The sequence below is a fragment of the Acinetobacter sp. YH12045 genome, from assembly GCF_013419925.1.
Taxonomy (GTDB): domain Bacteria; phylum Pseudomonadota; class Gammaproteobacteria; order Pseudomonadales; family Moraxellaceae; genus Acinetobacter; species Acinetobacter amyesii.
Window position 1 is genome coordinate 11,782 of the sequence record NZ_VOZE01000012.1, and the last position, 25,257, is coordinate 37,038.

Annotated in this window: 22 protein-coding genes; 12 read left to right on the top strand and 10 right to left on the bottom strand. The window is 40.0% G+C overall.

The window, feature by feature from the left end; all coding sequences use genetic code 11:
- Positions 1-25: 25 nt before the first annotated feature.
- From FTU02_RS13245 to FTU02_RS13255, 3 genes are read left to right on the top strand one after another with little or no spacing between them, the layout of a single operon-like run.
- The gene (locus FTU02_RS13245; protein WP_180024553.1) at positions 26-1,045 is read left to right on the top strand and encodes a glycosyltransferase; all 1,020 of its coding nucleotides are present in this window, start codon (positions 26-28) and stop codon (positions 1,043-1,045) included.
- Positions 1,029-1,673 carry a YrbL family protein gene (locus tag FTU02_RS13250; RefSeq protein ID WP_180024552.1) on the top strand — a complete coding sequence of 215 codons (645 nt, stop codon included), beginning with the start codon at positions 1,029-1,031 and terminating at the stop codon, positions 1,671-1,673. The genes FTU02_RS13245 and FTU02_RS13250 overlap by 17 nt, the downstream gene beginning before the upstream one ends.
- An 11-nt stretch (positions 1,674-1,684) precedes the next feature.
- Entirely contained in the window at positions 1,685-2,677 is a 993-nt protein-coding gene (locus FTU02_RS13255; protein ID WP_180157531.1) for a glycosyltransferase, read from the top strand.
- Between the two features lies 1 nt (position 2,678).
- On the opposite strand, the gene FTU02_RS13260 is transcribed toward FTU02_RS13255, so the two are convergent.
- The gene (locus FTU02_RS13260) at positions 2,679-3,563 is read right to left on the bottom strand and encodes a hypothetical protein (RefSeq protein WP_180024550.1); all 885 of its coding nucleotides are present in this window, start codon (positions 3,561-3,563) and stop codon (positions 2,679-2,681) included.
- Positions 3,564-3,664: 101 nt separating this feature from the next.
- Between FTU02_RS13260 and FTU02_RS13265 the strand changes: the two genes are divergently transcribed.
- The gene (locus FTU02_RS13265) at positions 3,665-4,420 is read left to right on the top strand and encodes a glycosyltransferase family 25 protein (protein WP_180024549.1); all 756 of its coding nucleotides are present in this window, start codon (positions 3,665-3,667) and stop codon (positions 4,418-4,420) included.
- 154 nt (positions 4,421-4,574) lie between these two features.
- On the opposite strand, the gene FTU02_RS13270 is transcribed toward FTU02_RS13265, so the two are convergent.
- The 4 genes from FTU02_RS13270 to FTU02_RS13285 form a co-directional block, all read right to left on the bottom strand.
- Positions 4,575-4,796, bottom strand: coding sequence for a hypothetical protein (locus FTU02_RS13270; protein ID WP_180022426.1), 222 nt, complete (start codon positions 4,794-4,796; stop codon positions 4,575-4,577).
- Positions 4,797-4,921: 125 nt separating this feature from the next.
- On the bottom strand, positions 4,922-5,788 hold the full coding sequence (locus FTU02_RS13275) for a lysophospholipid acyltransferase family protein (protein ID WP_180157533.1): 867 nt from the start codon (positions 5,786-5,788) through the stop codon (positions 4,922-4,924).
- Positions 5,789-6,103: 315 nt separating this feature from the next.
- Positions 6,104-7,888, bottom strand: a complete 1,785-nt coding sequence (gene aspS, locus FTU02_RS13280) for an aspartate--tRNA ligase (RefSeq protein ID WP_180157535.1) — start codon at positions 7,886-7,888, stop codon at positions 6,104-6,106.
- A 159-nt stretch (positions 7,889-8,047) separates the two neighbouring features.
- On the bottom strand, positions 8,048-8,827 hold the full coding sequence (locus FTU02_RS13285) for a DUF4184 family protein (protein ID WP_180157536.1): 780 nt from the start codon (positions 8,825-8,827) through the stop codon (positions 8,048-8,050).
- Between the two features lie 148 nt (positions 8,828-8,975).
- Here FTU02_RS13285 and znuD point away from each other — a divergent pair, with 148 nt between their 5' ends.
- Entirely contained in the window at positions 8,976-11,060 is a 2,085-nt protein-coding gene (znuD, locus tag FTU02_RS13290; protein WP_180157538.1) for a zinc piracy TonB-dependent receptor ZnuD, read from the top strand.
- Between the two features lie 109 nt (positions 11,061-11,169).
- On the top strand, positions 11,170-12,636 hold the full coding sequence (locus tag FTU02_RS13295; RefSeq protein WP_180157540.1) for a phospholipase D family protein: 1,467 nt from the start codon (positions 11,170-11,172) through the stop codon (positions 12,634-12,636).
- Between the two features lie 87 nt (positions 12,637-12,723).
- Here the strand turns inward: FTU02_RS13295 and FTU02_RS13300 are convergent, their stop codons facing one another.
- The gene (locus FTU02_RS13300) at positions 12,724-13,182 is read right to left on the bottom strand and encodes a hypothetical protein (RefSeq protein WP_078194213.1); all 459 of its coding nucleotides are present in this window, start codon (positions 13,180-13,182) and stop codon (positions 12,724-12,726) included.
- A gap of 183 nt (positions 13,183-13,365) precedes the next feature.
- On the opposite strand from FTU02_RS13300, the gene FTU02_RS13305 reads away from it, so the two are divergent.
- Positions 13,366-13,854, top strand: a complete 489-nt coding sequence (locus FTU02_RS13305) for an RcnB family protein (protein ID WP_373684264.1) — start codon at positions 13,366-13,368, stop codon at positions 13,852-13,854.
- Between the two features lie 68 nt (positions 13,855-13,922).
- On the opposite strand, the gene FTU02_RS13310 is transcribed toward FTU02_RS13305, so the two are convergent.
- Positions 13,923-14,420, bottom strand: coding sequence for a phosphate-starvation-inducible protein PsiE (locus FTU02_RS13310; RefSeq protein ID WP_180026737.1), 498 nt, complete (start codon positions 14,418-14,420; stop codon positions 13,923-13,925).
- A gap of 170 nt (positions 14,421-14,590) precedes the next feature.
- Here FTU02_RS13310 and FTU02_RS13315 point away from each other — a divergent pair, with 170 nt between their 5' ends.
- Positions 14,591-15,223 carry an FMN-binding negative transcriptional regulator gene (locus FTU02_RS13315; RefSeq protein ID WP_180157542.1) on the top strand — a complete coding sequence of 211 codons (633 nt, stop codon included), beginning with the start codon at positions 14,591-14,593 and terminating at the stop codon, positions 15,221-15,223.
- Between the two features lie 47 nt (positions 15,224-15,270).
- Complete coding sequence (locus tag FTU02_RS13320) at positions 15,271-15,783, top strand: GNAT family N-acetyltransferase (protein ID WP_180157544.1); 513 nt, start codon at positions 15,271-15,273, stop codon at positions 15,781-15,783.
- A 112-nt stretch (positions 15,784-15,895) separates the two neighbouring features.
- Here the strand turns inward: FTU02_RS13320 and FTU02_RS13325 are convergent, their stop codons facing one another.
- The 3 genes from FTU02_RS13325 to FTU02_RS13335 all read right to left on the bottom strand — a co-directional run bounded on the left by FTU02_RS13325 (position 15,896) and on the right by FTU02_RS13335 (position 20,607).
- Positions 15,896-17,677, bottom strand: coding sequence for an acyl-CoA dehydrogenase C-terminal domain-containing protein (locus FTU02_RS13325; protein ID WP_078194153.1), 1,782 nt, complete (start codon positions 17,675-17,677; stop codon positions 15,896-15,898).
- A gap of 193 nt (positions 17,678-17,870) precedes the next feature.
- Complete coding sequence (locus tag FTU02_RS13330) at positions 17,871-19,673, bottom strand: acyl-CoA dehydrogenase C-terminal domain-containing protein (protein ID WP_078194152.1); 1,803 nt, start codon at positions 19,671-19,673, stop codon at positions 17,871-17,873.
- A 316-nt stretch (positions 19,674-19,989) separates the two neighbouring features.
- Positions 19,990-20,607: a hypothetical protein gene (locus tag FTU02_RS13335; RefSeq protein WP_180157546.1), complete on the bottom strand. Its 618-nt coding sequence runs from the start codon at positions 20,605-20,607 to the stop codon at positions 19,990-19,992.
- A 134-nt stretch (positions 20,608-20,741) separates the two neighbouring features.
- On the opposite strand from FTU02_RS13335, the gene baeS reads away from it, so the two are divergent.
- From baeS to FTU02_RS13350, 3 genes are all read left to right on the top strand, one after another.
- Complete coding sequence (gene baeS / locus FTU02_RS13340) at positions 20,742-22,412, top strand: sensor histidine kinase efflux regulator BaeS (RefSeq protein ID WP_180157548.1); 1,671 nt, start codon at positions 20,742-20,744, stop codon at positions 22,410-22,412.
- A 12-nt stretch (positions 22,413-22,424) separates the two neighbouring features.
- The gene (locus FTU02_RS13345) at positions 22,425-23,111 is read left to right on the top strand and encodes a response regulator (protein ID WP_078191240.1); all 687 of its coding nucleotides are present in this window, start codon (positions 22,425-22,427) and stop codon (positions 23,109-23,111) included.
- Positions 23,112-23,355: 244 nt separating this feature from the next.
- Positions 23,356-25,053, top strand: a complete 1,698-nt coding sequence (locus FTU02_RS13350) for a carboxypeptidase regulatory-like domain-containing protein (RefSeq protein ID WP_180157550.1) — start codon at positions 23,356-23,358, stop codon at positions 25,051-25,053.
- The last annotated feature ends 204 nt before the right edge of the window (positions 25,054-25,257 follow it).

A 25,257-nucleotide genomic window follows, 5' to 3' on the forward strand; every position in this document is an offset into this window, starting at 1 on the left:
AGGTAGATCATTACTGAGTTAATTTATGAAAATATTACATATTAATAACTTTGCGTTTAAAAAGTCAGGTGCAGAATTCTACAATACTGATCGAAAAATCTCGGCAGGTTTGGTTTTAAATGGTCATCATGTTTATGATTTCTCTTTTCATGATATGGCGTACTATGGAACAGTATGGAGAACGAAAAAAGTTGGCAAAAAGTGGGCGAATGAAGAAGTTATAAAAATTGTTGAAAACTTTGAGCCGGATTTAATTTTAATTGGACATTCTTCTTTATTAAGCAGTGAAACATTAAAAACAATCAAATCAGTTTATCCACAAACTAAAATTGCATTTTGGTATGTAGACTGGATTTGTGTGGATAAGAAAGCGAATTTTATTAAAGAATGGTCGCCATATTTAGATACTATTTTTGTGACAACAAGTGGTGAACTCCTCAAAACGTTGGGTCATGGAAATACGGTGGCTTATATGCCAAATATGAGTCTAGATACTATCGATAGCCTAAAAAATTTTGAAAAAAATGAATTTGAAAATGAACTGGTATTCTGCGGTTCATCATCTGATCAAGAGCGAACCAAGTTTATCCGTAGTTTGCAAGCGAAAATTAAACATATTCCGGCGCGTTATTGTGGATTTGACCAAGATCCAAAGGTTTTTGGGGCGGGCTATTTTAAAGTCCTCAGTCAGTCTCGTATGGGATTAAATTATTCACGGGCTAATTCATTAGACTTATATACTTCAGACCGTATCACGCAACTTACAGGTAATGGTCTGTTGACCTTTACACCTCGTATTCCAGGATTTGAAACTTTATTTTCGGATAAAGAAGTGGTCTACTTTAGTCATGTTGATGAATTGGCAGATCAAATCAATTATTTTGCACATCATCCGGCAGAAGCTCAAGAAGTTGCAAAAGCAGGTTGGAGCCGGACACATTCTAGTTATAACTCTAAACGCGTAACAAAGTTTATGTTAGAGACAATTTTTAAGCAGCCTTATACTGAAGACTATGAATGGAAGGCACATGTTTTCAATTGCTGAGTTGGAATCTGCACATTATCTGGGCGAAGGTGCAAATCGTTATTGTGTCGTTTCTCCATCTGACCCCAAGATATGTTTGAAAATAGATTTGCCTAAAGAACGCCGTCAAATTAAAAATTGGCGTCAAAAGCTACAGCGTTTTTTAAGTACTCAGTTTTATCGGTTTAATGAAAATTATATTGAATGGTGCGCTTATCAACGTTTACAAGCTCGCATTGATCAGAAAGAATTAAATAGATTTATTGCAGCGTGTTTAAAACTGGAGGTTATTGAAGATCAACTGATTTTAAGTTGTGAATTAATTCGAGATGAACACGGGGAAATTTCTTTGAGCCTACATCATTATTTAAAGCATAAAATGCCTTTAAATATAGATGGCGTATCTCAATCGATAGATCAATTAACCGATTGGCTGATTCAATATAATATTCCTCTGTTTGACTTAAATTCGGGTAATTTAGTTGTCCAACACCATCATGAAGGCATTCGATTAAAGTGTATTGATGTGAAATCCACATTCAAGAGCAAAGAAATTATTCCATTATCTTACTGGTCTAGAGTATTGATGCATAAGAAAATTCGTCGTCGTGCAGAGCGTCTTAAACAGTTAATACGAAAAACTATGTAGTCGGGGTAACCATGAAAATTGTACAAGTTATGGCAACAAGTGGTGGTATGGGGGGGCTTGAAAAACATACCCTGGATTTATGTCATGGATTAGCACAACATCATGAAGTTCATTTAATTGCAGATCAATCTTATCAGCAAAAGCTCAGTTCGAATATCACATTGCACGCTGTTGATTTTTCAAGAAGCCGATGGAATCCATTTCTTATTTATGAGTTAGTTAAAAAAATAAAACAGCTGCAACCCGATATTTTGCATGTGCAGGCAAGTAAAGCAGCAAGCATTTTAGCCCCTTGGCTGAAGCAATTTTCATGTAAAAAAGTTGTGACCGTGCATGGTATGAAGAGCAATTTAAAACCTTTTATGGCCTTTGATCAGATCATTGCTGTAAGTGGAAAAATTAAAGAGGAGTTTCCTGCTTCACAGTCGGTTCAAGTGATTTGGAATGGCGGGAATCAACTCCTTAGCCCAGTCAAAGATATAGTTATAAAGAAAAATAAGCCTATTATTGCTTTAGCGATTGGACGTTTAGAAAAGGTCAAAGGGTTTCATATCCTGATTGAAGCATGGAGAAACATCAATAGCGAACTATGGATAGTGGGGGACGGAACTCAATATCAAGTTTTAAAAACTCAAATTGCTCAGCTTAATTTAAATGACCGCGTGAAATTACTGGGTTTTCGTTCAGACATTCCAAAGCTATTAACGCAAGCAGACTGTTTAGTGATTTCTTCTTTGAAAGAAGGGGGGCCGATTACACTGGCCGAAGCATTATTGAGTCATACACCGGTGTTATCTTCTAATGTGGGAATGGTTGCCGACTTTATTGATGAGCAGTTTATATGTGAACCGGACTCTGTTGAACAGATGGCGAGTTTAATTTCTATCGCGTTAAAACCAAAAGCACAAATGCTTCCTCTATTTGAGAAAGCATTTATAAAAGCAGAACAGAACCTAAAATTTGAGTCAATGTTGGCACAAACTGAAAATCTGTATCGAAACTAAGTTACAAATCTTTAGGCGTTTCACGAATTGCGTCTATCACCATATGCTGGTTAAAAATATTAAAGGTATGACAGCCATTATCATTTGGATGCCATTCACTATCTAATTTTATCCAAAATTTTTCTTCATAGTGCTCTGGGGAAAGTTTGGTAATCTCGTTGAGGTCTAAACTCCCACCATAGCGCTTGAGAGAATCCTGTGATGGACGGACTAACTTATCATTAATTGTGGTCAAGTGACCCCCTGGGCGATATTGCACAATTCCTTTTTTAACAGGGTTTTGGGGATGTGATTTCCAATCGCTGCTCAGTAGATGGTCACTATAAAAAATATGGAGTTCATTGCCATACTTTTTTGAATATTTATTTTTGATTGCAGTAAATAGATACCACATTCCATTTTGATAATAAGGGGTAGTATCCGCAGCGTTTACATCATTTACTAATATGCGATCAAATTCCCATGAAAATGGAAAATTTGTACATTTCCATAACTCGATACTTTTATTGGCTGCACTTTCAGGAATCATATACCACGTATCTTCGTGTTTGAATACACAGGGATAAGAGAGATGATAAGAACATTGAATAATTGGAATAGGTGGACTGTATTGACCATCCTGAAAAACTTCCATGACAGATAAATAACCAACAGGATGCTCAGGTGAAATTTCTTCAATAAAAATATATGTACGTCCATTTTCTTCTACGATAAATGGATCGGCATAAACGTGCCCTTCTGGTGCATGAATTTCATGTAAGGATGGAATTTGCTGTGGTTTAAAAGGCTGGTGTAGTTTGCCAAAGCGGAGATACCATCTAGAGTTAAATTTTAACTCTCTTTTTTTTTGTAGAAATGAAAACCATTTTTTTACAATAAACCGCATATATAACTCTATTTTTAATTAAGATTCTCGAACAATTGAATAATTAAACAGACAAATGATATGATTTAGCTATAAATTTAGCATTTATTTTGAAACAGTTCATGAAAAAATATGTGATTTCTATTGAGAAAGAAAATAGTGAACGACTAGTGGGCTTTTTTCAGCAAAGAATATTTAGAAATTCAAGTTCATTTAATAAAATTGGCGTTGCTGGTAAAAAATTAACAGTTGATGAGTATTTTCATTTGGGGGTATTAGGAAAAACCAGACCTTTAACGCCAGGTGAATTAGGTTGTACACTTTCTCATTTAAAAGCTTATCAAGACTTTTTAGATACAGATGCTAAATTGGCATTTGTATTTGAAGATGATGCAATTTCACTATTAAGTGAGATTGATTTTGATGAGTTTTATTCACATATAAAAAAATTGAGCTTAAAATCTACATTTTTTCTTAGTTTAGGTGGTATTCAGCTCAGTTGTTCTAAAAATGTCTATGGTAGATTTATTGAGCAAAAAATATTTGGGCGCAATATATTGAAGATTCATCCTTTTTTTATTGAAAATATGGCATCCGCATATGCTTATGTTATAGATAGAGCAATGGCAGAAGTTTTAGTTAAATATCATGAATCACCGAACCTCTCTGATCAATGGGCAGACTTAATTGTTGAATACCCTCAAGTAAATTTTTATGCATCTTATCTTTTTGAACATCCTCCTATATTAGATGTAGATAAAGATAGTCACTTGCAAAAAGAAAGACAGCAAATACAATTAACAATACGTAAGAAAAAAAGATATATAAATAAATATAAAAAGAAAATTATGAAAATATTCTTAAGTAAGTATAAATAATTGAATACGAATAATTTATTCTGTTTTTATAAAATTATATCCTACTTTATTTCTAAATAAAATTTCATGTAAATATAAAGTAGGTCAAATTTTTAGTTAACAGTTTATAAAATTTCTAAACTATTTAATTTTATAAAAGAGACTTTAGAGTGTTTTAAGAGTCCTTTTCCGCATTACCTTTCAACACCATATAAATCAAACCGACAAAGATTAATAATGCACCTGCAAGGCTGCTGACACAGAATAAAACGATTCGGTTATAGGTGGTTAAGTTGAATAATTCATTGGCTAAAATGTAGCGCATGAACAACCATTGTACGACAGAAAAAACAATCAACACGATTGCACGACGACGGACTTCAGGACGCATAGCCATAGGAGAATCACTTAAAGTGGAAATTGAGGCTATTATGCCACTGTCGATAATCGATCTCAATTGAATAAGATTAATTCAAGCCTGCGGAACACAACTCTAAAGGTTGAGATGTTCTTAGATCACCTTTATTTGCGGTACATATTGATATTGCCAAAGCAGACCCGAAAGCGTTTATAAGACCAGATATACTGTTCTGGTGCTTGGTCAATGATGTCTTGCATGGCAATGTTGAGCGTGTCGACAGAACATTGTAAGTCTTTAGATAAAATCTCGTCTGCTAAGGTTTGGCAATGCACATCAAAGTACTGTAGGTTAGGTTGTCGGATACAACTTAAGCCAATGACATTACATTGGGTTTTTGCAGCAAGTTTTGAAACAAGTGTGATCGATAAAGTATTTTGCCCAAAAAAATTGGAATAAATACCGCCTGAAGGCTTCGGTAAATGATCAGGTAAAATCACTGTTAAGCCGCCTTGTTTCAAATGTTTAAATATGGCACGGATCCCAGTTTCATCTGTCGGGACTAAGGTTGCATTGAACTTCTCTCGTGCTTCTAACAGATACCGATTGATCCCTTTATTTTTATTCGGTTTATACATAATCATCGGTTCTGTATACAAGTTCAGCCATGCATTGAGTAGTTCCCAACAGCCAAAATGCGGAACCACAACAATGACACCTTTTTTATTCGCAAGCGCTTCCGTAAGGATATTTTCACCATAAATTTTTTTCAGTAAGCTCAGGCTATAACTTGGTGGCATCCCCCAACATTTAATAAATTCAATATAGGTCAAGCATTGGCTGCGGATACTTTGGCTGACGAGCTGTCTCTGCGCTGTCTCGGACAAGTCTGGGTAGGCCAGTTGAATATTGATGCTAGTGATACGTTTGATTGATGAGTTAAACAGGTTAAGAATAAACGCGATCATCAAAGCCAAGTTTTGTAACAGCCAAAGTGGCAATAGCGCGATGATTTTGAATATAAAGTACATGGATCACAAGGTCTCAAAATTGACAGCATGGAATAAAATAAATTTTGCCAAGAGACCGGACTTATTCAGTGAAAAGTACAAAAAGATCTGAATCTAAAAACAAAATAATTGGAAGTGGAAAATTGAGGTGTCCATTGCTCAAACGAAGTGGTGCATCATCATAACGTACTTGAAGCGTTTTGATATTAGCAAAGTCAATCAAATCTTTAATTTATGTTTTGTAGGTTTTCGACCACCTTTTGTAGGTTGAAATAAAAAAACCCTGCATAGCGCAGGGTTTTTTGAACCTTAAAATCTAAATCTTAAAATGTAAGATTATTTAGATTCTTCAGCTTTTGGTTTTTCACGTAAGCGAATACCTAAGTCACGCAATTGGGTTGCTTCAACTGGCGCAGGCGCTTGAGTCAGTGGACATTCCGCAGTCTTAGTTTTCGGGAATGCAATCACGTCACGGATAGAAGATGCACCAGTCATCAACATCACTAAACGGTCAAGACCGAATGCCAAACCACCATGAGGAGGTGCACCGAATTTCAAGGCGTTAAGCAAGAAGCTGAATTTCTCTTCTGCTTCTTCTTCAGAAATACCAAGCGCTTCAAAGATCGCTTTTTGCATTTCTAGGTTGAAGATACGTAATGAACCACCACCGATTTCAGTACCGTTCAATACCATATCGTAAGCAACAGAAAGTGCAGCACCTGGGTTGTTCTTCACTTCTTCAACGCTTGATTTTGGCAGCGTGAATGGGTGGTGAACAGACGTCCATTTACCGTCATCAGTTTCTTCGAACATTGGGAAGTCAACAACCCAAAGTGGCGCCCACTCGCAAGTTGCAAGTTTCATGTCGTGACCGACTTTAATACGTAAAGCACCCATCGCATCATTTACGATTTTCGCTTTGTCTGCACCAAAGAATACGATGTCGCCATTTTCAGCACCAACGCGTTTCAATAGATCAAGTACGATAGGCTCGATGAATTTAACGATTGGAGATTGAAGACCTTCAATACCTTTTTCAAGCTCGTTGACTTTGATGTAAGCCAAACCTTTCGCGCCATAAATGCCAACGAATTTAGTATATTCGTCGATTTGGCTACGTGGAAGCGCGCCAGCTCCTGGTACGCGAAGCGCAACAATACGGCCTTTAGGGTCTTTAGCAGGGCCTGCGAATACTTTGAACTCAACGTCTTGCATCATGTCTGCAACGTCAACAAGTTTCAAAGGAATACGCATATCTGGTTTATCAGATGCATAGTCACGCATTGCATCTGCATAAGTCATGCGAGGGAATTTGTCGAATTCAACGTTTAGAAGTTCTTTGAACATCTTAACGGTTAAACGTTCCATTAAATCCATGATGTCATCGTCACTCATGAACGATGTTTCAACGTCGATTTGTGTGAATTCAGGCTGACGGTCAGCACGTAAGTCTTCATCACGGAAACATTTAGCAATTTGGTAGTAACGATCGATACCGCCAACCATTAACAACTGTTTGAACAATTGTGGAGATTGTGGAAGTGCGTAGAAGCTACCATTAGAAACACGACTTGGTACTAAATAGTCACGCGCACCTTCAGGAGTCGCACGAGTCAAAATAGGTGTTTCAACGTCTAGGAAACCATTTTCTTCGAAATAGTTACGAATTAGGTTAGTCAATTTAGAACGGAAACGAAGACGATCTAACATTTCTGGACGACGGATATCTAAGAAACGATATTTCAAACGTACTTCTTCAGAAATATTTGTGTTGTCGTCATTCAATGGGAATGGCGGAGTTTCTGAACCAGCAAGCACTTCGATTTCTTTACCAAGAACTTCGATTTGACCGCTAGTCATATTCGCGTTTTCAGTACCTGCGTAACGACGACGTACACGGCCTGTAATTTTTAATACGAATTCTGAACGTGCTTTGTCCGCAGTTGCGAATGCTTCAGGAGTATCTGGGTCAATAACCACTTGAACAAGACCATCACGGTCACGCATGTCAAGGAAGATTACACCACCGTGGTCACGGCGACGGTGAACCCAACCGCATAAGGTAACGGTTTGGTCAATTTGAGCTTCGGTTAAAGAACCGCAGTAATGAGTTCGCATCATAGCGTTAGAAATCCAACTATATGGGTTAAGGTCAGCGAATACGTAAACAGCGCACCGCTTTTATTCGAATAGAGGATTATGCCTCTTTTTGGCTATTTTGTCACAAGGACTTCGGCTTTATAGAACAAAAATCCTTGCATTGAGAGATTCTGAAACGATTTATGAGGTTGTTTTTGAGAAAATATTCGTTGTTGATTTTAATAACAGGAAAATAAGACATCCCAAACTAAAAGTACTTAGGAATGCACGAAAAAAATAATTAATGGCTTTGCCGACATAGGCATACAGGTCATGCACAAATGCATCTGAATAAACACTATCTGCAAAATAAAAATAACTAGCGATTCCCGCAGCTAAAGACAGGGCCGCTAAACCATATACATAGACTTTGATGGATGTGTGGACGTTTGCAGTACTTCGATAGTGAAGATGATGACGATAAATCATCCATGCCAAAACGGGGAGTGCCAAGCCAGATAATCCAATTTGCAACACACGATGTAAGGGATATGAATGACCGAAAAATTGAATCGGTAGACTCAATAGATCCTTAAATGCAAAGGTACGAAAGTCAACATGGGTCAAGCCATCCCAAACAATATGCGTCGAAGTTCCAATGATGAGTGCGAGGATGAGACTGAGCATAAACCCACAGCATTGATTGAAATTCTGTAGATTCAGCGGCTTATTTAAACCAAAAAAAGCAAATAACATCGGGCGATAGAGCACATACCACAGCACACAAAACAGCAAACCAAGGATTAAGTTTGGAACAATTAACCCCGACCATTGATGTGAACCTGCATAGTCAGCATTAGTAAATAAACGGAATAAATCTGGCACCATGCTACCAATTGCGAGTGCTGCAATAGGCAGGCGATTTCCGCTTAACTTGGAAATAGGCGGTGCGAGTACAGCATGGGATATGGTAAAAGGCATTGAATTCGAATAAATTTATCAATAAATACAAGGTTATGTATAGCGCAGTGTAACTGATTTGAAGATGTTCAATTGTTTTTTATTGCAAAAGTAATGAAATGTTATATTATAACATTATTCAAAATTAGCCAGATTTGAGTCTCTCCAAATGTCCTTTCATAAGAATTTAATCACAATCTCAATTTTTGCAGTGATTGCACCCAATATTTATGCTGATGATCAGCAACAACAGGTACAAACTTTAGAGGCGATTAATGTTCAGGTTCATCCTTTAAATCAAAGTGCAGCAGATTTTGCGGTTGCAGATAATATTATTAAGCATAAAGATTTGGCACAAGGTGGAGTCACTATTGGTGATGCGTTAGCCGGACAGCCGGGTGTATATTCAAATCAGTTTGGTGCAGGCTCAAGTCGACCTGTAATACGTGGGCAAGATGGGCCACGTGTCAAAGTTTTGGAGCATGCATCTGAAACAGCAGATGTTTCAACTTTATCCCCTGATCATGCGGTTACGGTTGATCCAATTTTGGCAAAACAAATTGAAGTCATCCGTGGGCCATCAACACTGTTATACGCGGCAGGCACAGTTGGCGGTTTGGTCAATGTGACGGATCAAAAAATTCCAACGCAGATGCCTGAAAATGGTTTAGAGGGGCAGGTTGGGCTACGTTATAACTCAGGTAGTGACGAAAAATTAGCGAGTGCAGGTATCACTGCTGCGCTAGGAGAAAATTTTGCACTGCGAGTTGAGGGATCAAAGCGTAAAGCCAATGACTATATTGCACCCAGTTATTTTCATGATCATGATGGTGAATTAGAAAAAGAACGCCGAGTCGGTAATACTTTTGCAGAAGGGCAAAATGTCAGTGTAGGTGCGTCATGGATTCATGATCGTGGTTTTGCTGGACTGTCTTATAGCAACCGACAAGACCAATATGGCCTGCCGGGGCATAGTCATGAATATGAAAGCTGTCATCCACATGATGATCATTTGCATTGTGACGGGCATGATAATCATGATCACAGCGATGAGCATGACCATTCTGCCCATGACGAGCATGATCACGATCATGATGCCGCAGGCCCATGGGTTGATTTAAAGTCAGAACGCTATGATTTCCGTACCGAACTTGCGAATCCGTTTGCGGGCTTCCAAAAAATCCGTGCACATGCAAGTTATACCGATTATCAACATGATGAAATTGAAGGTGATACAGCGGCAACGACCTTTAAAAGTAAAGGTTACGATGGTCGTTTAGAGTTAGTGCATAACCCGATTGCGGATTGGGAAGGTGTGATTGGCGCACAATACAATCAGCAAAAGCTCAATATCAGTGGTGAAGAATCATTGATGAACCCAAATAAAACCCAAAAATGGAGTGTGTTTGGTTTAGAGCATAAACAATTTGGTGATTTCCATGTCGAGCTGGGCGCACGTGTCGATCAGCAGAAAATTCAGATCGATTCTGCACAAAAAGATTATGACGATTATGGTATTTCCTACTCAGGTGCTGTGAACTGGGCGTTTGCACCCAATTATAAATTATCCTTGGTGGGTTCTCATCAAGAGCGTTTGCCATTGGCGCAAGAGCTCTATGCAGATGGTAAGCATTTTGCGACCAATACCTATGAACGCGGAAATGAAAATCTAGATGTTGAAAAATCTAATAATCTAGAATTAGGTTTCCATTATGAAAAAGACCAATTGGACTACCATGTACATGTGTATCACAACTGGTATGACAACTACATTTATGCTGCAACCAAAGATAATTTTGAAAACTTCCGCTTAGTTGATTACACCCAAGACAAAGCCAAGTTCTATGGCGCGGAAGCTCAAGTGGGTTATGCCATTAATGATATGTATAAACTCAGTGTCTTTGGTGATTATGTACGCGGCAAAATTGATGGTGAAAATGCGCCACGTGTGCCTGCAGGGCGCTTAGGAACCAAGGTCGATGTTGACTTTGCCGATGGTTGGTCAGGTCTTGCAGAATATGCACATGTCTTTAAGCAAGATAAAATCACGGCGTATGAACAAGAAACTGACGGTTATAACATGGTGAATTTAGGTGTCGCTTATAGCGGTCAGTTAAAAGACCGTAATGATTACCGTGTGTACTTCAAAGCCAACAACTTATTGGATGAAGATGTTTATTCACACAGTTCATTCTTAGCCAATATTCCACAAGTAGGACGCAATTTTACTGTGGGGCTAGAATTTGGTTTTTAAGCTAAATGTGACTGAGTAAGGTGTTCTAATCAAGCTGAAGTCACAGAAATCCTCTTGAAAAATCAATGAATAAAACCTAGTCTGAGCGCATTAGACTAGGTTTTTTCTTATGCGCATCATTCAACGAATACATCACAAGCTCAATTGGTCACGTCGTCGCTATGTGGGTGTGGTCATTGGTTTATTAGTTTTAGGTTATTTGGCATCGGCAACCTATCACACGCTAAAACCACTCCCAGAAGGGTTGAACTACACGGGAAAACTTCGCCATGCTGAAGTGAACTTTTTAGTGGATGAAACCTATATCGATGCGCAAGGAAAGCAGCAACAGGAACATCGCATTTTTAAAGAAATGCTGAAAATGCTTGAGGAAGCACAGTCGACCATTGTGTTGGATATGTTTCTCTTTAATCCGCAAGTTGGTGACTCTCAATTAAAACATGAACAATTAACACAGGAGTTGACCGATGCGCTGATTTTGAAGCGTCGACTATCTCCTCAAGTGGAAATTTTTGTGATTACTGACCCGGTCAATTCGGTCTATGGCGGCATTCAACCCGAGCATTATCGTCAATTACGACAAGGGGGCATTGAGTTGATGGAAACCAATTTGGTACCGCTTCGTGCTTCCAACCCAGCATGGTCAGGTTTTTGGTATATCTGCTGTCAAGATATTGGCAATAATCCTGAACAAGGCTGGTTACCGAACCCATTGGGAACCGATAAAGTGACGATTCGTAGTTATATGGATCTGTTTAACTTTAAAGCGAATCACCGAAAAACTTTGGTGGTAGATACCATCGATGGCTGGAAAGGTTTAGTCACCTCTATGAATCCACATGATGGTAGCTCACGACATTCCAATGTGGCCTTAACCGTCAAAGGCATGACCGCGATTGATCTGTTAAAAACCGAGCAAGCCGTAGGTATGATGTCTAAAGCCAATATTCCATTTGTAGTGATTAAAGATGTTGAAGCTGCGAAAACTGAGCCTCAAGTACAGGTGCTGACTGAAAAAGCCATTTATGATGGCGTATTAGATATGATTAATACGGCACAAAAAGCGGGTACAGAAATTGATATTGCGATGTTCTACTTGTCAGAACGTAGAATTATCAAAGCACTCATAGCTGCGCATGAACGTGGCGTGAAAGTTCGTGTATTACTCGATCCGAATAAAGATGCTTTTGGTCGAACCAAAAATGGTATTCCAAACCGTCCTGTTGCTTCAGAACTACATAATGCCGGTATTGATGTACGTTGGTGTAATACCCAAGGTGAGCAGTGCCATAGCAAGATGATTTTAAAACGTACTGCTTATCAAGCCGATATGATTTTAGGTTCTGCCAATTTCACGGCGCGTAACTTGAAAAATTATAATTTAGAAACTGATTTACGCGTGATCGGTCTGAAAAATGCTCAAGTTTTTAAAGATGCATCACAGTACTTCAATACGGCTTGGTCAAATCTGGATGGTAAACAAATGAGTGTCGATTATAGTAAATATGCGGATGAATCGACCTTGAAATATGTGTTGTATCGCTTTATGGAATGGAGCGGAATATCTACTTTTTAGAATTGTCTTAATCTCCCAAATCCCTCTTTTTTAAAGAGGGGCTTTCCTCCCTTTTTTAAAGGGAGGTTAGGAGGAACTAAATCAGTTTTAATTCTTCGGTACAGGATTCGGCGGAACGATTTGATCTAAATCTTTATCTGTCATTTGATCCAATTCTTTAATATCGGTTTTGATTTTCCATTTATCGGCATCATCTACTGGTTGTGGCAAACGAGCTTCTAACCAGTCACAGATGACATCTGGTGGAAAATCGGCGTGGTTACATTGAATCACCCAAGACAAGAATTGTTTTGCTTCGCCATTCATATATGGTGGCGGAGAAACCGGTAAAAATTGAGTCGGTAAGCGTTCATTTTTAGAAATATAGTTCAATACATGGCCCAATTCTTGAACAGTTTGCCATGCTAAAGGGTGATCTACATTAATTTGAAATTTAAACCACCAAGCAGTTTTACCATCGGTTCCGTACGAGTCAATCAGTTGTTCTTGAATACTTGGAACTTTAGAAAAAAATTGATGAAGTCGGTCAAAACTTAATTCAGACACAGCGTTTGATCCACTACGAAATAAAATCAATCTTAGCATAATCCAATGAAAAACAGGCTAGCCTGAAGGTGCGATCAGCTTGGTCGGAAAATTAACAAATTCTTGCACTTGATGGATTTTTATTCATTTTTTCTCCTACAATGGAATTTATACTGAGCGTATAAACCGTCGAGGAGAGCTTAAGTGAAAACCACATTATTCTATGCGATTGCAGGTGTGATGCTGATCAGTGCTTCAGCCAGTACTTTTGCGGAAAACAAATGGGCAAACTACCAAGGTGTGGATACATCAAAACCACAACACCGCCCACCGTCGATGAATCGGCCTGGCTATCCGCAGCATGCGCCGAATTATCCTCAACATTATCCTCATTATCCAAGTCGCCCGCCGGTTTATCCGCAATATCCAAATCGACCTTATCCGCAATATCCAAATCGACCTTATCCGCAGTATCCTCAGAGTGGCATTAGCATTCAATACAATGCACCGACCACGATTACTCAAAATTCACAAAGCTATAGTTGGGTCAATGGCGATCCTGCGAGTGCCAGTATTTCCAGTTCGACCTATACCTTTATCAGCGATTGGAAACGGATTGGTTTACCAGCACCCCCAAGTGGCATGTACTGGATCTTTGAAAATGGTCGCTATGTATTGGTGCCAAATAGATAAGGTTTATAACCTCTCCCTTGCGTAGCAGTGCTACTCGTCTCCTAAAAGGAGAGGGAACGAATTAGTGTTTAAGCCAATTCATCATCTTGCGGACGTGGGGTTTTTCCTTCAGGCAGTGGCTTCTCGGAATGCTTATCTCGAATAACCGAAGGATATGTCCAAGAGGCATAGCGCACAATCAAAATGGCCACAGCAAGGATGAGGATCGAACCTGTAGTAATGACCAAGCCCATATCCGCTTTATGGTCATGTTGAATGTCCGAAATCAGTAAACGGGTCAGGGCAGTAATAGCAATATAAATCAGGAAGCGAACAGGCATGTGGTTGGTTTTAAAATAAATACCAACCATGGCACCGAGTTCGAGGTAAATAAACAATAATAAAATATCGTCAATCGTGGCGAATTGCTTAACTGTAATAATTTCAAAAATGGTATGACCCGCAGACCATAAAATCATACAGCCGATGACAAACAGCGCAAGATAATGAAAACCTTCTACAGCAAGATTGCCAAGTCGGTCGAGGAGGGCTTCAATTTTTTCTACTTTAGGATCACGGTGTTTCATATATCTTCCTCCTGTGTAAATTGCGTGAATATTCAATCAAGAACAAGTCATTAAATACCAAGCAAATTTCATGCACATGAAGCGCATATGACAAAAATATTTTTTAGGTTAAATAAAGTCTTTAATGTTAAGTTTGAGCTTAAATTTTGTCCTATAAGAATGAAGCGACGATGTATCAACCAACGCATTTTAAACAGAATGAACTCCTTGATCTGATTGATCTTATGCGTAAGCATGCTTTGGCGACAGTAATACTGACGGCACCCAATGGTGAGTTGGAAGTGAATCATTTACCACTAGAATATGACACTGAGTCAGGCGAATTGGGTATATTGCGCGGTCATATTGCCAAGACCAATCCAATGTTTGAATTGCTAAATCAGTCAGCGCACGCCTATGTGATTTTTCATGCCGATGATGCATATATTTCGCCTAGCTGGTATGAAGGAAAACAGGAGCATCATCGCGTTGTACCGACATGGAATTACCGTGTGGTGCATGTCAAAGGCACAATTCGTAAAGTTGACGATGAAAAATATTTACGAGGGGTTCTGGCTCGGTTGACTCGACAACATGAAGCTAGCCAACCCGTGCCGTGGAAAATGGGCGATGTGCCTCATGATTTTATCGCGGAACAACTGGAAAAAATTATAGCGATTGAAATCGAAATAGACTCAATTTTGGGTAAGTTTAAAGTGAGTCAAAATCGCAGCGTTGTAGATGCAATGAATGTGGCAAAAGCTTTGGAAATGTCGAATGCTGAAATGGTTGAGTCGATCAAAAAATTTTATCCCATGAAATAACAGGCTAAAAAATCATGCCCAATAGGATTGAAACTGAACGTTTATGCATGAGAAAGTATCAGTTAGGAGATGAAATTTCATTATTTGATACATATTTTTCGAATATAGAAGCAACTCGTTATCTGCAGCGGTTACCACATTTAACGATTCAACAGACCAAGAGTGTTTTAGAAAAGTGGGCAGATCATTATTGGTCGATACACAATCCTGATTTTGCATGGGTGATTAGTGATAAGAATACGCATTTAGCGATGGGCTTACTGTATTTCTTCAATCAAGACAACCATGGGGAAATACATTTTGGGTTAGGGGTGAATTTTCATGGTTGTGGTTATATGACTGAGGCTTTAATTGGGGGAATTAAGTATTTAAAGCAGAATCAGGTCACGAAGGTTGTTTCATCGTTTTGTGCTGAGGAACATCTAGCATCACAAAATGTCTTAATGAAGGCAGGATTTAAACAAGATAAAGATAAAACGCATTGGGCTACATTTCCAATGCTAGACGATCAGCTCCATTCTTGTTTTACATATCGAATGGAATTAGGAGATTGTGAATAAGTAAGTATGCTTATGATTTTTTGAAAAAGTTGCACTCAGTGTTTATGCAATAAGAGCAGTAAAATAAAAAAAATGCCCGATAAATCGGGCATTTTTGATTTTGTACGGCTAATTAAGCTTGGTTGGTAAAGTAATCTTCAGAGAAGTTCATGATCACTTCAGAACCTGCTTTTACTTTAGCAATGCGTAAAGCCAATTCAGGTAAAATACGCTGCGTGAAGTAAAGAGTCAGTGCAAGTTTGTTTTGGTAGAACTCGCCATCTTTGTCTTTTGCTGCATCTGCAATGCGGGCAAACATATAGGCAAAGCTGAGTAGGCCTACAGCATGTAGGTAATCAACTGCTGCTGAGTTCGGGAACTCAATATTTTCACGAGCAGCTTCAAGTACATATTGAGTCACCGCTTCAACTTCAGCTGCTGCATCTAATGTTGCATCTTTGATGTAGTTCAAGCTGGCATCTAAGTTATTGGCAAAATCGCGGATTTCTTGGATATATTCAGCAATGAATTCACCATTGCACTTAATGGTTTTACGACCAATTAAGTCTTGCGATTGAACACCGTTGGTCCCTTCGTAAATCTGTGCAATACGAAGGTCACGAATACATTGTTCCATACCCCATTCACGAATAAAGCCATGACCACCGAAGACCATTTGCGCATCGAGTGTTGCTTGGAAAGCTGTATCTGTTAAATACGCTTTCGCAATAGGTGTTAACAGCGCAACACGGTTATTGGCTGCTTTGACTGCTTCTGGGTCAGTAGAGAACTTGGTAATGTCCAGTTGTTGACCAACATAAACCGCAAATGCACGAGACGCTTCATTGTTGGCACGTGCGTTCAGCAACATACGACGTACATCACCATGAACTAAGATGCTGTCTGCAGGTTTTGCAGGCGATTGAACGCCAGAAGCGCTACGGCCTTGTAAACGATCAGTCGCATATTGCGCTGCATTTTGATAAGCAAATTCAGAAGCACCTAGGCCTTGAATACCCATAGACAGACGTTCGTAGTTCATCATGACGAACATCGCTGCAAGGCCTTCATTTTCTTTACCAACCAGGTAGCCTTTCGCGCCATCAAAGTTCATCACACATGTTGCAGACGCTTTGATCCCCATTTTATGTTCAATAGAACCAGGGCCTACAGCATTACGCTCTCCCAATGAACCATCTGCATTCACCAAGAATTTAGGTACGATGAATAGTGAAATTCCGCGTGAGCCCGCAGGCGCATCAGGCGTTTTCGCTAAAACTAAGTGGATGATATTTTCAGAAAGGTCGTGGTCACCGCCAGTGATGAAGATTTTCGTACCAGTAATGTTATAAGTACCGTCTTCATTACGTTCAGCTTTAGTTTTGATAATACCTAAATCTGTACCTGCATGCGGTTCAGTTAAGCACATCGTGCCTGACCATTCGCCTGTATACATTTTTGGCAAATAAGTTTCTTTTTGTTCTTGTGATGCATAGCTGTTTAATGCCATGCCTGCACCTACAGAAAGAAGCGGGTAGAGCATGAATGATGGGTTGGTTGCAAACAGCATTTCGTCAGACAGAACAGTCAGCATTTTTGGCATGCCTTGACCGCCCCATTCTTCATCTGCGCCTAGACCAATCCAGCCGCCTTCTGCATATTGTTTAAATGCTTCTTTGAAACCAGCAGGAGTCGTGACATTGCCATTGCTATAGGTTGCGCCTTCTTCATCACCTGTGCGGTTTAAAGGATGAGTGACGTTTTGCGCAAATTTTGCCATTTCTTCAAGAATGGCTTCTGCAGTAGCAGCATCAACGTGAGCAAGATTTTCGTTGTTTTGCCAGAATTGTTCTGCTTTAAAAACATCATTTAAGATGAATTTCATATCTGCAAGCGGCGCATTATAAATTGGCATGTTCGTTCACCTGTTTATTGTTTGAATCTGTGGACTTGGGGCAATTTGTATCGACATAAAGGGTGGAGAAAATTGACCAAAGTAAAATTATGAGACTATTTATAAAGAAAAAGGACTGCCAATGCTATGACCGTCCTTTCTCTATTTCTGCACTCAAGAGTACAATTTTTTGAATATGTTTTAGATATTCACATTAGAATGCAAAGTGTTCTGCATCCAATGCCATAAGAGGATCTAGGCCACCTGCGATCACTTCTACATGAGAGCGAACGCGCGGTAAGATTTTCTTGAAGTAGAAGCGAGCAGTCGTTACTTTTGCATTGTAGAAATCAACATCTGTTGTTCCTGCAGCTAAAGTTTCTTGTGCAACTAAGGCCATGCGAGCCCATAAATAAGCAAGCGTCACATAACCAGAGAAGTAGAGGTAATCGACTGCAGCAGCACCCACTTCTTCAGGGTTTTGCATTGCTTTCATACCAATCTGCATGGTTAAGTCGCCCCATTCTTTGTTTAGCGCAGCAAGCGGCTCAACAAATTCTTTCATGGCAGCGTTGTCTTTGTTCGCTTCAACAAATTTATGGATGATCTTGGTGAAGTCTTTCAACATTGCACCTTGAGTACCCAATACTTTACGGCCTAACAAGTCAATTGCTTGAATTTCAGTCGTACCTTCGTACAAGCATGAAATACGTGTATCACGTACAATTTGTTCCATACCATGTTCAGAAATGAAGCCGTGGCCACCAAATACTTGAACACCGTGTTTTGCAGATTCAGAACCTGTTTCAGTCAAGAATGCTTTAGCAATTGGAGTTAATAATGACAAGATATTGTCAGAGAACTTACGTTCTTCTTCAGTTGCACCTTGTTCCACGATATCGGCATGGAAAGACAATAAGTAAACCAGAGCACGACCAGCTTCAGCAAATGATTTTTGCGTAAGCAGCATGTTGCGTACTGCAGGGTGCACGATAATTGGATCTGCTTCTTTTTCAGGTGCTTTAGGGCCTGAAAGTGAACGCATTGCCAAACGGTCTTTTGCATAAGCAAGCGCACCTTGGAAAGCACCTTCAGAAGCTGAAAGACCTTGTACAGCAGTACCGATACGTGCAGTGTTCATGAATGTGAACATGCAGTTTAGACCGCGGTTTTCAGGGCCAATCAAGAAGCCTTTTGCGTTATCAAAGTTGATGACACAAGTCGCGTTACCATGGATACCCATTTTGTGTTCAATCGAACCACAACGTACCGCATTGCGCTCACCAATTGAGCCATCAGCATTTACATTGAATTTAGGTACGATGAATAATGAAATACCTTTCGTGCCTTTTGGTGCACCTGGAAGACGAGCAAGTACGATATGGATGATATTTTCAGCCATGTCGTGTTCACCAGCAGAGATAAAGATTTTCTCGCCAGAAATTGCATAGCTACCGTCTGCTTGCGGTTCAGCTTTAGAGCGGATGATACCTAAGTCAGAACCTGCATGAGATTCTGTTAAGCACATGGTACCTGTCCATTCACCTGAAACAAGTTTAGGCAGGTAAGTGTCTTTTTGCTCTTGAGAACCGTGGTGTTCTAAAGTACGTACAGCACCATGAGATAGACCAGGATACATACCCCAAGCCCAGTTCGACGTACCCACCATTTCTGAAATGATGTTACCTAGTGAAACTGGTAGACCTTGACCGCCATACTGTTCTTCAGCAGACAAAGACGGGAAACCGAGTTCGATATATTTTTGATACGCTTCTTTAAAACCAGTTGGTGTTGTTACAACGCCATCATTCCAAGTACAACCTTCACGGTCGCCGACTTGGTTAAGAGGAGAAAGTTCATTTTCACAGAAGTCAGCAGCAGCTTCTAGATATTGGTCAACCAACTCACGACTTACGGTGTCAGAAAATGCAGGCAGTTGTGCATAGTGATCTTCTGCTTTTAAAAGTTCATGCAGAACAAATTGCATATCACGTAAGGGCGCTTTGTATTGTGGCATATCGTTTTCCTCAATACTGGTTTTTACCAGCGTTAGTAATCCTAAATAACATTTGAACGTGTCTTCAATGACACGTATTGGAATGGTTCTAATCGTGCAACATCTTCTTATTGGGTACAAGCATTTCAGGGTGATTTGTTGGTGACTGTAAAGTCAAAGAAATATCCCTTGAAAAAGCTAAGTGCATTGAGTGTAAACGCTTTTAGATGAAAATGAATGACACAAATAGTCAAAAAGCGTAAAAAGATATGTCCAATAAAAAAGGCACTCATGGGAGTGCCTTTTTTACGCAATGATATTGCGATCTAAGTTTGGATTATTTCACTGGGGCTGGCGTCGGGGCAACAGGAGCTTTAGGTTGGAAGCGAACTTCACATTTACCATTGATTTGCTGTTCGCCAACTTTAATGGCAACCGCGCTACCATCAGTCTTACCTTGGCATGCTTTCATAATCGCTTGTTGCTTCGTTTGGCGTTCTGCTAAACGTTGATCAAACTTTTTAGTCAGTTCTGCACGTTTTGCATCAGTCAGTGGCTCACCGCGTTGCATCTGACCACGCATTGGATGATGTTCACCGCGCATTGGTTTGTGTTCACCACGTGCTTTTTTCATGTCTTGACGGTCTGCTTTGAACACCATGGTACATGTACCATCAATATTTTTATCGCCAGCTTTTACTTGAACTGTTGAACCTGTAGCCTTACCATCGCAGGCTTTTTGCATATCAGCAAACACTTGACGTTGCTCGGCACGCATTTGTTTAAAATGTTCACGTTGCTCAGGTGACATACGACGATCGTGATCACCATGATGTTGTTTCATTATACGGCCATGATCGTTATCTTTTGGTGCGGTTGTCGATTGACAGGCAGTTAATGCACCCATGCTCAGTACGCTTGCACCGATTAAAGCCATTTTGGTCATTTGTTTCATAGTCTCTACCCCACCAGATTAGATATTTTTCCGATGGTTAAAGATTAAATAATAAAGATGTAGAAACAATGGAGAGTTTTTTAGTTGCGTGTTCGCTACAATAATGAATATAGAAGAAAAATGAGAGTTCTCTTTTGAAAATACGTCGTATCCCGATTGCCCTACGCTTGTTTCTGACTGTGCTGTTGACGACGCTCGTCATCACAACGGTAAGTCTTGGCGTTTTGCATTGGAATATGCAGCGTAATTTCACCAAATATGTGGCCGATGTCGAGATGCAAAAGCTTGACCATGTCATTGAAAATTTAGCCGATGTGTATACGGTCTATCATGATTGGGGCAATGCGATTCAGGCACAGATTCTGCAAATTGAAGGGCAGGCAGCACCAGATGACTATGATCGTCTCTCTCGGTGGTGGTTACGTCGTCAATATGACATTGCATTGCAGCAGCGCTATTTTCAAGATCATAGTTTGAATGCAGCATCGATGCTGGCAACACCACAGCAAACGGCAGAGCAAAAAATTGAAGAGCTGAAATGGCTGGAACAAAACTTACCATCTGAGTTCCAACCCTTTGAAGGTTTAAAATTTCCTTTAAGTACGAACCAAAATGTATTCCGTCCAAAAGAGTCGAACACAGATGAAAAAGATGAAGATCAATCCTCACAAAGTAACAGTAATAATGGTGGTAAGAAACAATTTATCCAAATGCCTGATCGCTTGGGCTTGAGTTCGCGTTTATCTTTATATGATGCACATCGCCAATTTGTTGTGGGTGAGCCGACAGATGAACAAATCTCTTATCGTCCGATTATGGTGAATAATCAAATCGTGGGATATTTGGGGCTCAAACCTGTACTCGATCAAGATGATGCGATCAGTATTAACTTCTTTAGTAAGCAAAAACGTTATTTATTATTGGTTTATGTGCTTACGTTTATTGCAAGTTTGATTGCAGCATTGTTATTGGCAACATACTTTAAAAAACCGATTCAGCGTTTGTTAATGGGAACACGTGAATTAACCAAGGGTAATTATCAACATCAAGTTGCAGTGAACCGTAATGATGAGCTTGGTGATTTATCGAATGAATTGAATCAGTTGGCCGTAATTCTCGATCAGCATGAAACGTCACGTCGTCAATGGGTGGCTGATACTTCACATGAATTGAAAACGCCATTGGCCGTGTTACAGGCTCAAATTGAGGCGATGCAGGACGGTATTCGTAAGCCAACGCCAGAGCATTTTACTTCGATGCTGAATCAAGTGAGTAGTTTGAAAAAATTGACCAAAGATTTGGCAGATTTGGCACAAGCCGATGCACAACAACTGAATTGTTATTTGACCACGCTCAATCCTTGGGATGTAGTGATCCAAGAGGTTGAAAGCTTTAAGCCGAAGTTTGAGCAAGCAGATTTGAAAATTACCGCAATGGGCGAAGGGACTTCATTACAATTAGATATAGACCGTTTTAAACAGATTATGGTCAACTTATTGGGTAACAGTATTCGTTATACGGAAGCTGGTGGTGAAGTGCATGTCCATACTGAGCAAGATGAAACCCAGTGGACCGTGTATGTTGATGACAGCCCATTTGGTTTAACTGATGAACAGTTGGCACGTATAGGTGAGCGTTTCTATCGTGTGGATGATTCACGTACGCGTGCAACTGGTGGTACAGGATTAGGATTGGCGTTATCCGTAAAAATAGCTAGAGCATTGGGCGGAGAATTGAGTTTTGATCATTCTCCATTGGGCGGTTTGCGTTGCAAATTGACATTTCCCAAACAGATGAAATATTAAAAGGAAGCATGCATGAAACATATCATGTTGGTTGAAGATGAAGTGGAACTTGCACAGCTGGTGCGTGATTATCTAGAGGCTGCAGGCTTTGAAGTCAGCATGTTTCATGATGGGCAAGAAGCCTATGACAGCTTCACACAACGTAAACCGAGTCTGATGATTTTAGACCTGATGGTGCCCCGTATGGATGGCTTAACCATTTGCCGTAAAGTCCGTGAGCAGTCTGATCTGCCGATTATTATGGTGACTGCACGCACTGAAGAAATTGACCGTGTATTGGGGCTTAATATGGGTGCTGACGATTATGTCTGCAAACCGTTTAGTCCGAAAGAATTGGTGGCACGTGTGCAAGCAGTATTACGTCGTTTAGAACGTAAAGCAGAGCCAGAGGTGAATGATTTATTCCGTATGGACAAAGCACAGCAACGCATTTGGTATCAACAAAAAGCGTTGAGCTTAACGCCAACAGAGTTTCGTTTACTAGAGTTGTTTTTAGAGCATGTAGGGCAGGTGTATTCACGTGCGCAATTGCTTGATCATATTAATCCGGACAGTTTTGAAGTGGCTGACCGTGTGATTGATAGTCATATTAAAAATTTACGTCGTAAGATTTCAGATGCAGCGGAAACCGGCAACCGTCATGAGTGGATTCAAGCCGTGTATGGCGTCGGCTACCGTTTTGAATATCCAGAAGATTAAAATAGATTGTAAATACTAAAAGGACAGGCTTCGGCCTGTTTTTTTTTTGCTACGTGTATAGCTAGTTGCATTAATTTTAAATACAAGAAGAACCGAAAGCCATAAAGATATAAAATGCGAAATTTGCGCATTTAATGAAAATTGGTTATTATTGTGCTGGAATATTCACCAGTATGTTTGAGCTGGCAGAGTTCAATGTAGACATAACAATTTTTAAAAATGGAACAGCCAGAGGGCAGAACAGATGAAAAATAGCGCTTTTGTAAAAATAATAATGGTCACGGGTGTCTTGGGTTTAACGGCATGTGGGGGTAGTGATCGTGATGAGACAGGGAGTGTACCGCCAGAGCCAGTTGCCGATGCTATGGTACAAAAAAGTGTAGAAGAGCTGACGCTGTTGGATGTGAATAATCTTGCTTTAAATGCTGCGTCGATTCAGATTTTAAGTGATGAAGAATGGCAGAAAGTACAAGCAGGCAGTCTGAAAATAGCAACGAATACAATTACAGCGGATGATTCTGAGCAGTTCTTTCCACCGATCAATAGTTTACCGACAGCAACTCATTTTAAAGGTCAAAGTTATCTTGCAAATGCTCAAGGCATCGTTAAACTGCCTAAATTGGCTGCAGGCACATATTATGTTTTGGTCACTAAAAATGGACAGTCTGTAGTTTCGGCATTCTTGATCCATCCTAAAAATACCAATAAGAGCATTGTGTTGAATGTGGTTCTCAACTGCTTAGACCAAGACTGTCAGACACTAAGTGATGCACCAGTCAATGATGCAGTGGTCGGAACATTGTCTGGTCAAGTGATTTTTAAAGGGAAACCTTTGGCGAATGCGCAAGTGTCATTGTCTGGCGGTACAGCGACCAATGGCGCATTTGTTAGTGCTTTGACTGATGCCAATGGATATTTCACGCTTTCATTTAATGTATCCAGTGCGCTGCTTGAAGCATTGAAAAATGCCACGCTCACCATTAACGGTGCAGGAATTAATACTATTACGAAAAAAGTTACGGTCATTGCTTCTTCTGCATCGGGCTATCAATTTGAAGTGCTACCTGAAACAGTGTCTGCAGATGCAGTTTGGCGTGAAACTTTTGAAGTGGACTCAGCAACCCGCAATGCATGGACAAGGTCGCAGCCAAGTGTGGCCAATGTTGATTGGCAGTTGCTAAACAAAGGTCACAACATCCGTAATAATCAAGTGAATCAGCGTGTACGCTTAGCACCAAATGACCAAAGTCAAGGCAAGGTGCCTGAGCCACTGCAAGGCAATACTGCGTATTGGTATGGTGACAAAGTAAATGGCAACTTTATTGGCGCTTTAAGTGATTCATCTATGGCTCCAGAGTTTGATGGCGGAACATCTAATACCCACAATATGGGTGAGTTAATCTCACCTGCCATTAATCTAAGCCAGTATCAAGCGCCTTTGAGTTTAAGCTTTAAAACATGGTGGGAAATTGAGTCGGTCAATCCAAATAATCAAGGGTTCGATTTGATGAATATTTTAGTTTCTACCGACGGTGGCAATAGCTTCAAGACTTTGGCTCGATTAAACCCGCTGGCAGATCCGTCCTCTGCATATGAGCGCGCGCCGATTCCATACAGTAATTTAGGCTTTAACCTCGCGCCGGCTACTGTTCAGCAAGAAGCAATTTCATTGGATGAATATGCAGGCAAGGCCAATGTTCAACTGAAATTCCAATTCAAAACGGTCGATCAACTTTATAACGGTTTCCGCGGATGGATGATTGATGATGTGGTGATTCAGAAAAAAGCTGGAACTTTCCCATTATTTGATGGAGCGAGTTTTGATGAAAATTCAGATAGTTTCTCTCAGGACTATAGTGGTGTCGCTGCAAAACAAGCGGGCGTTTTGTTGAAAAGCACGAAGAGTTATGCACGGTGGGCTGACGAGCCACAGCGTAAATAAGCACTTATAGATGTTAATTATCTAAGTTACTGATGTTACGCACGTAAAAGTACTTATGCACTTTTAAAATGATTTTTAAGTCTATTCGACGGAGTCTTACATCTAAGGATTGAATAAAGGGATTAGCCTTCGGCTGGAGGTACTTTTGTTTCGGCAAAAGTACCCAAAACCATTGTCATCCGCAAAACTCGTTCACTACCGTCA